This window comes from Curtobacterium sp. AC273 (assembly GCF_979253735.1).
On record NZ_CEEDDU010000008.1, the window covers coordinates 157,057 to 168,969 of the forward strand.

Sequence of the window (11,913 nt, forward strand, 5' to 3'; positions counted from 1 at the left end):
TGGTGGGGGATCGGCCGGTCGACGTCGTCCGGAGCCGCCTCGACAGTACCCTCGTGCGGGTGGACGACGACCGGTACGGCAGTGACGTGCTCTCGGGTGACTGGCGCTCGAAGGGCGTGAAGAAGGTGCGGCAAGTGCCGCTCGAACGCGACATGGTGCTCGAGGACCCGGTGACCGGCTGGGCCGGCGCGGTGGTCCGGCTCGAGGCCGGCAACGTCGAGCTCGAGGACTGGAAGGGGCGCACCCGCTCGTTCCCGTTCAGCGGGCAGTTCCTGCTCGAGGGCGAGCTCGTCACCCTCGGCCGTCCGCAGGCTCCGGTCGGCCGGTCTGCCGCAGCTGCACCGCCGGCCAGGCGCGATCCGCTCGGCGGGGCCGCGCCCGCCGTGCGGCAGGCGTCCGACGGCGGTCGCCTCCGCACCGCGTCCGGGTCGTTCGCGGTCGAGTCGCAGCGTGCCCGGGTCGCGCTCCCGAGTCGGATCATGGTCGAGGGCAAGCACGACGCCGAGCTCGTCGAGAAGGTGTGGGGGACCGACCTGCGTGTCGAGGGCGTCGTCGTCGAGGAGCTCTCCGGCGTCGACAACCTCGCCGACGTGCTCGAGGAGTTCCGCCCGACCCGCGACCGCCGCGTCGGGGTGCTCGTCGACCACCTCGTCCCCGGCTCGAAGGAGTCCCGGTTCGCCGACGCCGTGATGCGGGGGAAGTGGGGCGCGCACGTGCTCGTCGTCGGGCACCCGTTCGTCGACGTCTGGCAGTCCGTGAAGCCCGCCCGGGTCGGGCTGCAGACGTGGCCGACGATCCCACGGTCGATCGAGTGGAAGCAGGGCATCTGCCAGGCGCTCGGCTGGCCGCACGCCGAGCAGGCGGACATCGCCCGGGCCTGGCAGCGGATCCTCGGTCAGGTCCGGACCTTCGCCGACCTCGAGCCGGAGCTGCTCGGCCGCGTCGAGGAGCTCATCGACTTCGTGACCGAGCCGAAGGCCTGAGAACCCGGCCCGTGGCCTGAGAACCCGGCCGATCCGTCAACAGGCCTGCGATTCCGGGGGTGATCCGCGCCTCCCGGCCTACTGTTGAGGGATGGACGGCATCGAGGGGCGCGTACGCGGCGCGGTCGATGTCTGGCTGCGCTGGCTGCCCCGCTGGCAGATCGGCACCGCCCGTCCGCGCACCCGCATCTGCCGGAAGTGCACCGGCTCACCCATCGCGAGCGCGGCGGGCTTCGGCCCGGACGTGCCGCACGCGGTGCAGCACGCGCTCATCGGGCGCATCTCGACCATCGTCGAGGACGCCGTCGACGACTACACGGCCAGGAACCTCCCGCTGCTGCAGCGCGAACTCGAGCGCGCGGACGCGCGGAAGCGGCACGCGGGGTACCAGCCGACCGAGGGGCTCTCACCCGAGTTCCAGGGCCTCGACGTGGACCCGGAGCCGTCACCGGGCGAGCCGTTCCTGTTCACCCTCGGGGAGCTGACCGGCACGGGCGCGGGCGAGCAGTCACCGCGCGAGCCGCTGTCGGACGAGGCGAAGGCGGCGCTGCGCCACGAGATCGAGCTCTCCGACGAGTGCGCCCGGTCGACGGGCACCGCGGTGTGCCTCGCGCTCATCGAACACCGCCCGCGGATCGCCGAGGCCGTCGAACGGCTGGTCGAGCCGCAGATCGCCGCGCTGGTGTCGGACATGTTCCGTGGGTTCGACGGACCGGAGGACGGTCCGCGCAGCGGGCTCTTCTGAGCTCAGCGCACGTCGGCGCCGGCGGCCGCGTTCCGCCGGTCGAGCGCGCGCAGCACGAGCCGCGCGATCCCACGCCACCCGAGCAGGAACACCGCGAGGACGATCGTCGCGACGATGACGAACGAGATCGGCAGCGGGTTGCCGTCGACGTCGCCCTGCCCCGTCGCGACACGGATCGCGAGGCCGACGAAGACGGTCAGGATCCACACGACGACACCGGTCGGCCAGAAGCGCAGCGGACGTGCCCACGCGCCGCTCGTCACGTACCCGATCGCCCATCCGGCGAGGAAGGGGTACGCCGTCGTCCAGAGCGCGAGCGCGGACTCCGATTCGCCGTGCGAGGAGCGCCCGACGAGGGCGAACACGACGATGAGCACGACGTCGATCACGGCTGCCAGCCAGCCCCAGGTGCGTTGGGTCACACCCACATTCTCGCAGGCCGTCGTTCACCGGGGAGCCATCCGCGGTTCGCTCGCTCCTGGGAGGATGCGCTGATGACGCTGAGCCCGGAGACCCCGCTCGCGACGGTCGGTGCTGACCCGTCGCGTGCACCCGTTGCGGACGCGGCCTGGAGGCACGGCGTGCGTCCGCCACGCCTCGTCGCCCACCGCGGTGCGCCGCGCGTCCGGCGCGAGAACACGCTGCCCGCCGTCGCGGTGGCCGAGGCGCTCGGCGCGGAGACCGTCGAGGTGGACGTCCGGCGCACGGCCGACGGCGTCGCGGTGCTGCTCCACGACGAGACCCTCGGGCGGATGTGGGGCGACGCCCGACGGGTGTCCGACGTGGCCTGGTGCGACGTCGCCCGGCTCGGGAACGGCCTCGACCGCATCCCGCGCCTCGACGCCGTGCTCGAACGGCTCGACGGCTGCCGCTCGTCCCTGCTCATCGACCTGACGGACCCGGCGGACGCCGTCGTGGCCGCGCGGACGGTCGCCGGGCACCGCGGTACGACGGCGATCGCCTGGTGCGGCGCGCCCGCGGCGATGGCAGCGGTCCGCGCAGAGCTCCCCGACGCGGACGTGTGGCTCGCGTGGAAGTCGCTCGAGCCGCCGACCCCGGCCGACCTCGACGCGCTGGGGCCGACCACGCTCAACCTCGACGTCGCGTTCCTCACCCCGCGCACGGTCGAGGCCGCGCACGCCCTCGGGCTCCGCGTCGCCGTCTGGACCGTGGACGACGCCGAGCCCGCGCTCTGGGCGGCGCGGCTCGGCGTCGACTCGATCACGACGAACGACGTCGCCTCGATCCGTGCCGCCCTCGCCGCCGCCGAGCGTGACGGCTGGCCCGAACGCGAGCGCGAGTCCACCGAGACCGAGGTCGCGACCCGCGCCGAGGCCCTGGCGCACCGCCTCGCCCACGAGGTCATCGCGCTCACCCGGGAGCACCCGGTCCGGTCCGTGACCACGAAGACGGACCCGGCGGACCTCGTCACCGACGTCGACCTGCTCGTCGAGCGGCACGTCCGCTCCCGCGTGCGGATGGCGTTCCCCACGCACGGGTTCACCGGCGAGGAGTACGGCGACGCCCCCGGCGACCGGCACCGCTGGTACCTCGACCCCGTCGACGGCACGACGAACCTGGCGAACGGCGTCCCCTGGACGTCGATGTCGCTGTGCCTCACCCGTGGTGGCCGTCCGCTCGTCGGCGTGGTGGCCGATCCGTGGCGCGGCGAGGTGCTCGAGGCCCGGCGCGGGCGCGGCGCCACGCTGCGCGACCGGCAGCTGCGGCTGGACGACTCCCCGCGGGCACTCGCCGGTGCCGTGGTCGGCACCGAGCTCGACGGACACCGGCCGTGGCCCGGGTTCGGGGCGTTCCTCGACGCGCTCGCGGACCGATCGTGCACGCTCCGGGTGCAGGGCTCCGGCACGATGACCATCGCCCAGGTCGCGGCCGGTCGGGGGATCGGCGGGTGCGTCTCGGCGTTCGACCCGGTCGACCACGGCGCGGCGGTGCTGCTCGTGCACGAGGCGGGCGGGGTCGTCCTCACCCGTTCCGGGCCGGTGGAGGGGTTCCCGCCGGTGGGGGAGCCGTTCCTCGTGGCGCACCCCGGCGCGGCGGACGAGCTGCACGCGGTGTGGACGGCGGCGCTCGTCGTCGGCTGACGCGCGCGGCGCGCTGCTCGTGTGGTGCGAGGTTCCGGACACGGTGCGGCGGTCCGCGCACCGCACGGAGCACGGAACCCGGCAGGGGACGGCCTGGAGGCGCGGGGCGGGGCCGCCACGCGCCTCCAGGCCGGTGGGTGGGGACGCCGGGACCGTCAGGCCTGCGCGATCCGGACCGTGTTGCCGGCGGGGTCGCGGACGGCAGCGTCGCGGACGCCCCAGAACTGGTCGGTGGGCTCCTGCAGCACCTCGGCGTCGGCGCTCGCCGCGATGCGGTCGAACGTCGCGTCGAGGTCGCCCACCCGGAGCTGGAGCATCGACAGGCTGCCCTTCGCCAGGAGCGCCGCGACGGCGTCGCCGTCCTGCTGGGAGCGGCCCGCGTGCGGCTCCGACAGCACGAGCTCGAGGTCGGTGTGGTCGTCGCTGACCAGGGTCACCCACCGGAAGCCGCCGTTCTCGACGGTGTTCCGGACGGTGAAGCCGAGCACGTCCCCGTAGAAGGCGACGGCGGCGTCGATGTCGTCGGCGAGCACGTGCACGCCACTGATCTGGATCGTCATGGCTGCGACCTAGGACCGTGGGACCTCGGCGTGCTTCTCCGATCCTGCTCGGTCCGGCCGGGTGACGACCATGGCGTGACAGCTCCAGACCCCCGCGAGCGCGTCGTGGTCGGCAGCACGGTACTGCGTCGGCGTCATCCCGACGAGCTCGGTGAACCGCGACGAGAACGACCCGAGGCTCGTGGCGCCGACGGCCATGCAGACCTCGGTCACGCTGAGGTCCGTGCTCCGGAAGAGGGCCTGCGCCCGCTCGATCCGCCGGGTCACGAGGTACGCGTAGGGCGTCTCGCCGTACGCCGCCCGGAAGCGCCGGGTGAAGTGCGCGGGCGACATGAACGCGACGGCGGCCAGGGACGCGACGTCCAGGGGTTCCGCGTACGCACGGTCCATCCGGCTGCGGGCCCGGCGCAGCCGTCGGAGTTCGTCGAGGTCCACGGTCACGGTGCCATCCTGCCCCTGACGCTCTCGGCCGACTCTGTGCGCGCGTTCAGTCAGCGGACGTCGCCGCTCCCTAGGGTGGCAGTCCAACGGCCCTGACGATCCGGATCGGCCGCACCCGAAGGAGCATCGACCATGGGATTCCTCGACCGCCTGCTCGGACGCCCCGACCGCGACCGGGACGGTGCCGGGCAGAACGGTGCCGGCCAGAACGGTGCCGGACCGAACCAGTGGGACAGCCGCAGCAGCCGCAGCAGCAGGGGTACCGCTACGGGCAGCAGTCCTACCACCAGCCCACCGCCTCGCCGGCGCCGGCGCCGACCCCGCAGGACGGCAGACACGGCGTGCCGCAGTGGGGCGGCGCACCCGCCGGCGGACCGGTCAGGGGGCCCCGGCGCCTCGACCGACGACGAGCGCGCGGTCGAGCGCTACCGCTACCTGCTCCGCACCGCGCCGCCCGAGCGCATCGAGGAAGTGCACGCCGAGGCGTTCGCGACCCTGACGCCCGAGCAGCGCCGGATGGTCTACGACGAGTTCACCCGCACCGCCCCCGCCGGCGAGGCACCCCGCGGCGACGACCCGCGGTCCCTGGCCCAGGCGGCGACCCGGTCCGAGATCCGCCAGCCCGGCTTCATGGAGCGCTCGCTCGGTGGCGTCGGCGGCGGACGCGGCCCCGGCGGCGGGTTCGGTGGGTTCGGCGGCGGGCAGCGCTCGGGTCCGTCGTTCGGCAGCATGATCGGCGCCTCGATCCTCGGCACGGTGGCCGGCTACGTGATCGGCTCGGCCATCATGAGCGCCTTCCTGCCGGATCCGGGATCGTTCGATGGCGGTACCGACGCTGCGGGTGACGGTGGTTCGGAGGACACTGGTGCCGACTCCGCTGACGGCGGCGCGTCGGATGCCGGCGCGGGCGACGGCGGCGGGTTCGAGAGTGCGGGCTGGGGCGACGGCGGATCTGACTTCGGCGGTGGCTTCGGCGACTTCGGTGGTGACTTCGACGTGTAGCGCGTCGTGGCCCCCACCGACCTACTGATATTCTCCGTGGTCGACAAGGGAGTGCCATGGCCATCATCGAAGCCTCCGGGCTGACGAAGACCTACCGGTCGAAGTCCGGACCGGTCCACGCCCTCGCCGGGCTCGACCTCTCCGTGCCGCAGGGCACCGTCAAGGCGCTGCTCGGTCCGAACGGTGCCGGCAAGACCACGACCGTGAAGGTGCTCACCACCCTCGTCACGCCCGACGCCGGCACCGCGACGATCGACGGGATCGACGTCATCGCCGATCCGCAGGCAACCCGGCGGTCGATCGGCGTCTCCGGGCAGTACGCGGCCGTCGACGAGAACCTCACCGGGTTCGAGAACCTCGAGATGATCGGCCGGCTGTACCACCTCGGCCGTCGGGCGGCTCGGCAGCGGGCGCGGGAGCTCATCGACGTGTTCGACCTGTCCGAGGCGGGCGACCGCCCCGTGAAGGGGTTCTCCGGCGGCATGGTCGACGGATCGACCTGGCGGGCGCGCTCGTGATGAACCCGCGCGTCCTGTTCCTCGACGAGCCGACCACCGGCCTCGATCCGCGCAGCCGCCTGGCGCTCTGGGGCATCATCGAGGGCCTCGTGGCCGACGGCACGACGGTGCTGCTGACCACGCAGTACCTCGAGGAGGCAGACCAGCTCGCCGACGACATCGCCGTGATCGACGACGGCACCGTGATCGCCGAGGGCACCTCGGACCACCTCAAGGCCCAGGTCGGCGGACACCGGGTCGTCGTGACCCTCGTCGACCAGGTCGACCGCGACGCCGCGACCACCGTCCTGCGGCGCTACGGCGTCGGCGAGGTCGAGGTCTCCGGCGACGAGGCGCACGCACGCCGTCGCGGTCGAGGCCGGGCCCTCGGCACCGCAGCGGTCCTCGCCGACCTCGGCGAGGCGGGCATCGAGCTGCACGACGCGGGCATGCGCCGCCCGACGCTCGACGACGTCTTCCTCCGGCTCACCGGTCACGCAGCCACCGACGACGACGGTGACGACGCGACGACGAAGAAGGACGCCAAGAAGGACAAGCAGAGGAGCCGGCGCGATGACCGCCACCACCACGGCGCTCGGCCGGCAGCTGCCTCGTCGTCGTCACCTCGCCCGCCGCGATCTGGTTCGAGGACGGCTGGACCGTCACGAAGCGGAACCTCATCAAGATCAAGCGGTCGCCGGACATGCTCGTGTTCGCGGTGCTGCAACCGATCATGTTCGTGCTGCTCTTCAGCCAGGTCTACGGTGGCGCGATCGCCGTGCAGGGCACCGACTACACGCGTTCCTGATGGCGGGGATCTTCGCGCAGACGGTCGTCTTCGGGGCGACGTTCTCCGGGTCGGCGATGGCGCAGGACCTCAAGGAGGGTCTGATCGACCGGTTCCGCACGCTGCCGATGTCGGCGTCCGCGGTGCTCGTGGGCCGGACGAACTCCGACCTCGTGCTCAACGGGATCTCGATGGCGATCATGATGCTGACCGGCCTCGCGGTCGGGTGGCGGGTGAACTCGTCGCCGCTGGAGTTCCTGGCCGGCGTCGGGCTGCTCCTGCTCTTCAGCTACGCGTTCAGCTGGGTGATGGCGCTGCTCGGCATGAGCGTGAAGACGCCCGAGGTGATCAACAACGCCTCGTTCATGATCCTGTTCCCGCTGACCTTCGTCTCGAACGCGTTCGTGCCGAGCGACACCCTGCCGCTCGTGCTGCGGGTCTTCGCGGAGTGGAACCCGGTGTCGTCGCTCGTCCAGGCCGCGCGCGAGCTCTTCGGCAACGTCGGGTCGGCGCCGGTGCCGGACATCTGGACGATGCAGCACCCGATCGTCACGGTGCTCATCGGCATCACCGTGATGCTGGTGGTCTTCGTGCCCTGGTCGGTGAACAAGTACACCCGGATCAGCGCGAAGTAGCGGCGGTGGCCTCCGGCGGAGCGTCAGAGCAGCTTCCGCTGGAGCGCCCACGCCGTCAGTTCGTGCCGGTTGGACAGCTGCAGCTTCCGCAGGACCTTCGCCTACGTGCGTCTCGACGGTCTTCACCGAGATGAAGAGCTCGGCGGCGACCTCCTTGTACGCGTAGCCGCGTGCGATCAGCCGCATCACCTCCTGCTCACGCGCGGACAGTCGGTCGAGCTCGGCGTCACCCTGCGCGGTCTCGCCGCTGACCGCGCCGAAGGCGTCGAGGACGAACCCCGCCAGACGGGCGAGAACACCGCATCCCCTCGGCGACGCGGTGGACCGCCTCGACGACTTCGGCCCGGAGGAGCTCTTCGTGATGTACCCGCAGCGCCCCGGCCCGGATCACCCGGACCACGTCGTCGGCGGCGTCGGACACGCTGAGCGCGAGGAAGCGGGTGTCCGGCAGGCCCGGCGCGGCCCGGGTGATCACCTCGGCGCCGCCGCCCCGGCTCCGCCGGGCAGGTGCACGTCGAGCAGGACGACGCGTGGGCGGGTGGCGGTGATCGAGGTCGACCGCCTCGTCGACGGTGGCCGCCTCACCGACGACCTGGAGGCCCGGTGGCAGTCCGGCACGCACGCCGGCTCGGAAGATGGAGTGGTCGTCGACGATCGCGACGGTGAGGATCGGCCGGCTGCTGCGCGGACGGCGCGGTGTCGTCGGTGGGCGCGGTGTCCTCGGTCACGGGGTCTCCTCGGTCTCGGCGGGTGGGGTCGCGTCCGGTCGGCGGTCGCCGGGCGGGCGCCGTCGGTCCAGGCGATCTGGCAGGGTCAGTCGGACCTGGTACCGGTCCGGCCGGGGCCGGGTCCGATCGTCGCGGTCCCGCCGAGCCGGTGCATGCGGCCGACGATCGACTCGCGCACGCCGTAGCGCCCCTCGGGGACGGTGTCCGGGTCGAAGCCCGGACCACGATCACCGATGCTCACCTCGACCCGGTCGTCCCCGGTCTCGGCGTAGACGCTCACGGTCCCGCCGGCGTGGCGGGCGGTGTTCAGCATGGCCTCCCGGGCGGCACCGACGATGCCGTCGGGCAGGTCCGTCCTGGACGGTCCGATCGCGATGACCTCGACGCGCGCCGGGTACTCGGCCTCGATCTCGACGGCCGCCGCTCGCAGCTCCGCGCCGAGGTCGCCCGAGGGTTCGTCCTGCTCGGTGAACAACCACGTCCGCAGTTCGCGTTCCTGGGCACGGGCCAGTCGGGCTGCGTCGGACCTTCGGCTCGGCCCGTTGCTGGATGAGCGCGAGGGTCTGCAGCACCGAGTCGTGCAGGTGCGCGGCGATCTCGGCGCGCTCGACCTCGCGGACGCGGGCGGCGCGCTCCTCGGCGAGGTCGCGGACCAGCCGAACCACCCACGGGGCGACGACGACGGCCACCCCGAGCAGGACGGCGACCGCGGCGGTCAGGACCGTCCATGCGTTCGGGCGGCTGCTCGTCGTGAAGAACAGCAGGATGCCGAGCACCACGAGCACGAGGGCGCCGAGCGCGCGCACGACGAGCCCCGAGAACCCGCTGCCCGGACGTTCCGCAGCGTCGAACTGCCGCCAGGCGAGTGCGGCACCGGTGACGACGACCACACCGGGGACCACGACCTCGAGCGGCACGTCGGCTCCGAGCCTCGCGGCGATCACCGCACCCGCCGTCGTCAACAGCGCGACGCCGAGCAGGATCTCGACGACCGGAGCACGTCGGCCGCGGGCCTCGGCGTCGGCGTCGTCCGCCGGTTCGGTGAGCACCGACTTGAGCGGGACCGGTGTCGCGGGGCCGAGGCTCGGCGTCGTCGCCCACAGCCACGCGTACAGCAGGACCCCGGCCCCGCCGCACACCGCGAGTGCCGCCGTGACGAGTCGCACCACGCCGACGGGCAGGCCGGTGTGGGTGGCGAAGCCGTCTGCAGACGCCACCGACGACCCGGAGGGCCGGGCGGGACATCGTGGCGGTGGGCATGCGGTCATCCTGACACCTCTCCGCCACCCCGGGCAGTGCCGGGGACCGGGATCAGGGGGGCGATCAGGGGCAACCCCGATGGCGTCGGACGACCGCTGCCGGGAGGCTGGTGGTCATGACTCAACAGGACACCGGCGGGCCCCGCGTCGGCGACACGGTTCTTCGACTGGATCCGGGGCATCCACGTCTCGCGGACCGACGACCGCTGGCTCGCCGGGGTCTGCGAAGCCGTCGCCGAGCGCACCGGCCTCGACCCCCTCGTCGTGCGGGGCGTCGCCCTCGTCGTGGCGATCCTCGGCGGCCCGGTGTTCCTCGTCTACGCCGCCGGCTGGGCATTGCTGCCGGACTCATCCGGACGCATCCACGTCGAGCGGATGGTGCGCGGCGTGCTCGACCCGGCGCTCATCGCGATCGGCGTGCTCGTCGTGCTGACCTTCGTGCCGGCGGTCCAGGGCATCTGGTGGCAGGGCGTCCCCCGTCGCCTGGGGCATGCCGGGCTGGCTCTCCGCGACCCTCGGCACGGCGTGGACCATCGCGCTCGTCGGCGGTGTGGTGTGGCTGACCGTCGTGCTCGCTCGGCGCGGACCCTTGCGGGAGCGCACCGACCGACCCCGCAACCGACCCCGCGGGCCGCTGCGGCGGCACCCGGCTCGGCCGGTCCGCGACGCGACTTCTGGACGAGCCCCGAGGACCCGCCCGTCGACCGGGCGACCTGGTCGACCGGGGCGACCACAGGTGCCCTGGACCCGGCCGCGGCTGGTGCCGCGGGGGCGACGGCGGACGCGGGCGCGCCTCCTGGCAGTGGGCCCCGACGCCCGGGGCGACCGCGGCGGACCGAACCGCGCACCTCGAGCGGATGCGGGCGGAGCGTGCGCGGGCGGCCGAGCGTCGCGCCTGCCGGGCCGCGCGGCTGCCGGGTGCCGCGTACGTCGCGGTGAGCCTCGGGCTGGCGCTGGTGGCCGGAGCCGGCGTCGCGGTCTGGGCGCAGCAGGCCGAGCTGCCGGTCGCGGTGCTCGGCATCGCAGCGGCGGTGGTGGTGCTCGCGGTCGCGGACCATCGTCGCCGGGATCCGGGGTCGGGAGAGCGGCGGAATCGGCCTGTTCGCCACCATCGGCGTCGTGGCGCTCGTCGTGACGGGGGTGCTGCCGAGCGGCACGCAGCTCAGTGTCATCGGCGGCACGACCTGGCGGGGTGGACGACGTCGGGCCGGGCGCCGAACGGAACTACGCGATGGTCGTGGGTGGGCCGACGCTCGACCTGCGCGCGCTCGAGGAGTCGGACGGCGGAGGACGGGTGAACCTCTGGCTCGGTGCCGGTGGTGCCACCGTGCTGCTGCCGACCGACGCGCCGGTGCGGGTGCAGGTGAGCGGCATCGGGTACGGCGTCGACACGGAGCCGACCGATCCGGGGACGACTCGGTCGGCGGTGTGCTCGGCACCACCACCGTCGAGAACCGGGCGGCGCGCGACGCGGCCGCCAGCGACACCACGACCGTGCACGTCTGGGTCGTCGGCGGGGGTGTCGAGGTCCCGCGCGCCGTGCCCGTGGACCAGTGAGGAACGAGACCATGACGAACGACGACGAGACCACCCCGATCGACCCGACGCAGCCGGTGGACCCGACGCGTCCGGTGGACCCGACGCGGCCGGTGGACCCGACGCGTCCGACGACGCCGACGGACCGGGAGCGCTGCGTCGGACCGACCACCCCGATGGACCGGCTGCTCGACCCGACGCTGCCGGACGCACCGCAGGCCTGGACCCCGGCCGCACCCCGTCCCCGCCGGTCGGCCCGCTTCGGCACGATCTTCTGGGGCGTCCTGCTGCTGGTGTTCGCGCTGGCCATGGCCGTGACCGCGCTGCCGTGGTTCTCGGTGGACCCGGTGACGCTCCTGCTCGCCGCCTGCATCGCCGCGGGCGTCCTGCTCGTCGTCGCCGGCGTCGCGGCGGTGGTCGCGCGTCCCCGTCGGTAGGGCGTCGGCGGTGCGTCCCGCCGGGAGGCATCCCGCCGGGAGTGCATCCCGCCGGGGGAGTGCACAGGGGCCCGACCGCACGGCTCCGTCCACAGGGTCGTCCGGGTGCACGACAGCGACTACCCGGACGGCTTACGATCAACTCCGTGACCGCGACAGACGCCGAGCAGGCCGCGGAACGCGACGCGACCGAGCCATCCC

General features: G+C 73.5%; 16 protein-coding genes. 10 read left to right on the forward strand and 6 right to left on the reverse strand.

Annotation, left to right across the window (positions count from 1 at the left end; all coding sequences use genetic code 11):
- Window positions 1-59 precede the first annotated feature (59 nt).
- Together ACZ8AI_RS13800 and ACZ8AI_RS13805 are read left to right on the forward strand one after the other, a co-directional pair.
- Complete coding sequence (locus tag ACZ8AI_RS13800; RefSeq protein WP_464858684.1) at window positions 60-983, forward strand: DUF3097 domain-containing protein; 924 nt, start codon at window positions 60-62, stop codon at window positions 981-983.
- 91 nt (window positions 984-1,074) lie between these two features.
- Window positions 1,075-1,728, forward strand: a complete 654-nt coding sequence (locus tag ACZ8AI_RS13805) for a spermidine/putrescine ABC transporter substrate-binding protein (protein WP_071290895.1) — start codon at window positions 1,075-1,077, stop codon at window positions 1,726-1,728.
- Between the two features lie 2 nt (window positions 1,729-1,730).
- On the opposite strand, the gene ACZ8AI_RS13810 is transcribed toward ACZ8AI_RS13805, so the two are convergent.
- The gene (locus tag ACZ8AI_RS13810; protein WP_464858685.1) at window positions 1,731-2,150 is read right to left on the reverse strand and encodes a DUF3054 domain-containing protein; all 420 of its coding nucleotides are present in this window, start codon (window positions 2,148-2,150) and stop codon (window positions 1,731-1,733) included.
- Window positions 2,151-2,222: 72 nt separating this feature from the next.
- Here ACZ8AI_RS13810 and ACZ8AI_RS13815 point away from each other — a divergent pair, with 72 nt between their 5' ends.
- Window positions 2,223-3,830 carry an inositol monophosphatase family protein gene (locus ACZ8AI_RS13815; protein WP_464858686.1) on the forward strand — a complete coding sequence of 536 codons (1,608 nt, stop codon included), beginning with the start codon at window positions 2,223-2,225 and terminating at the stop codon, window positions 3,828-3,830.
- 155 nt (window positions 3,831-3,985) lie between these two features.
- Here ACZ8AI_RS13815 and ACZ8AI_RS13820 read toward each other — a convergent pair whose 3' ends face one another.
- Window positions 3,986-4,390 (reverse strand): VOC family protein, encoded by a 405-nt coding sequence (locus tag ACZ8AI_RS13820; RefSeq protein ID WP_464858687.1) that lies wholly within the window; start codon window positions 4,388-4,390, stop codon window positions 3,986-3,988.
- A 9-nt stretch (window positions 4,391-4,399) separates the two neighbouring features.
- Entirely contained in the window at window positions 4,400-4,780 is a 381-nt protein-coding gene (locus ACZ8AI_RS13825) for a helix-turn-helix transcriptional regulator (RefSeq protein ID WP_175477431.1), read from the reverse strand.
- A gap of 183 nt (window positions 4,781-4,963) precedes the next feature.
- Between ACZ8AI_RS13825 and ACZ8AI_RS13830 the strand changes: the two genes are divergently transcribed.
- The 3 genes from ACZ8AI_RS13830 to ACZ8AI_RS13840 all read left to right on the forward strand — a co-directional run bounded on the left by ACZ8AI_RS13830 (window position 4,964) and on the right by ACZ8AI_RS13840 (window position 7,752).
- The gene (locus tag ACZ8AI_RS13830) at window positions 4,964-5,833 is read left to right on the forward strand and encodes a hypothetical protein (RefSeq protein ID WP_464858688.1); all 870 of its coding nucleotides are present in this window, start codon (window positions 4,964-4,966) and stop codon (window positions 5,831-5,833) included.
- A 56-nt stretch (window positions 5,834-5,889) separates the two neighbouring features.
- Window positions 5,890-6,351 carry an ATP-binding cassette domain-containing protein gene (locus ACZ8AI_RS13835; RefSeq protein WP_464858689.1) on the forward strand — a complete coding sequence of 154 codons (462 nt, stop codon included), beginning with the start codon at window positions 5,890-5,892 and terminating at the stop codon, window positions 6,349-6,351.
- Window positions 6,352-6,846: 495 nt separating this feature from the next.
- Window positions 6,847-7,752, forward strand: a complete 906-nt coding sequence (locus ACZ8AI_RS13840) for an ABC transporter permease (RefSeq protein WP_464858690.1) — start codon at window positions 6,847-6,849, stop codon at window positions 7,750-7,752.
- Window positions 7,753-7,978: 226 nt separating this feature from the next.
- Here ACZ8AI_RS13840 and ACZ8AI_RS13845 read toward each other — a convergent pair whose 3' ends face one another.
- The 3 genes from ACZ8AI_RS13845 to ACZ8AI_RS13855 all read right to left on the reverse strand — a co-directional run bounded on the left by ACZ8AI_RS13845 (window position 7,979) and on the right by ACZ8AI_RS13855 (window position 9,697).
- Window positions 7,979-8,374 carry a response regulator gene (locus ACZ8AI_RS13845; protein WP_464858691.1) on the reverse strand — a complete coding sequence of 132 codons (396 nt, stop codon included), beginning with the start codon at window positions 8,372-8,374 and terminating at the stop codon, window positions 7,979-7,981.
- Window positions 8,375-8,565: 191 nt separating this feature from the next.
- Entirely contained in the window at window positions 8,566-8,793 is a 228-nt protein-coding gene (locus ACZ8AI_RS13850) for a sensor histidine kinase (protein WP_464858692.1), read from the reverse strand.
- The gene (locus tag ACZ8AI_RS13855; protein ID WP_464858693.1) at window positions 8,708-9,697 is read right to left on the reverse strand and encodes a PspC domain-containing protein; all 990 of its coding nucleotides are present in this window, start codon (window positions 9,695-9,697) and stop codon (window positions 8,708-8,710) included. The genes ACZ8AI_RS13850 and ACZ8AI_RS13855 overlap by 86 nt, the downstream gene beginning before the upstream one ends.
- Window positions 9,698-9,919: 222 nt before the next feature.
- On the opposite strand from ACZ8AI_RS13855, the gene ACZ8AI_RS13860 reads away from it, so the two are divergent.
- The 4 genes from ACZ8AI_RS13860 (at window position 9,920) to ACZ8AI_RS13875 (ending at window position 11,712) form a co-directional block, all read left to right on the forward strand.
- Window positions 9,920-10,678, forward strand: coding sequence for a PspC domain-containing protein (locus ACZ8AI_RS13860; RefSeq protein ID WP_464858806.1), 759 nt, complete (start codon window positions 9,920-9,922; stop codon window positions 10,676-10,678).
- Window positions 10,675-11,037 (forward strand): hypothetical protein, encoded by a 363-nt coding sequence (locus ACZ8AI_RS13865; RefSeq protein ID WP_464858694.1) that lies wholly within the window; start codon window positions 10,675-10,677, stop codon window positions 11,035-11,037. Before ACZ8AI_RS13860 ends, ACZ8AI_RS13865 begins: the two co-directional genes overlap by 4 nt.
- A gap of 130 nt (window positions 11,038-11,167) precedes the next feature.
- The gene (locus ACZ8AI_RS13870) at window positions 11,168-11,296 is read left to right on the forward strand and encodes a hypothetical protein (protein ID WP_464858695.1); all 129 of its coding nucleotides are present in this window, start codon (window positions 11,168-11,170) and stop codon (window positions 11,294-11,296) included.
- 11 nt (window positions 11,297-11,307) lie between these two features.
- Complete coding sequence (locus ACZ8AI_RS13875; protein WP_464858696.1) at window positions 11,308-11,712, forward strand: hypothetical protein; 405 nt, start codon at window positions 11,308-11,310, stop codon at window positions 11,710-11,712.
- The last annotated feature ends 201 nt before the right edge of the window (window positions 11,713-11,913 follow it).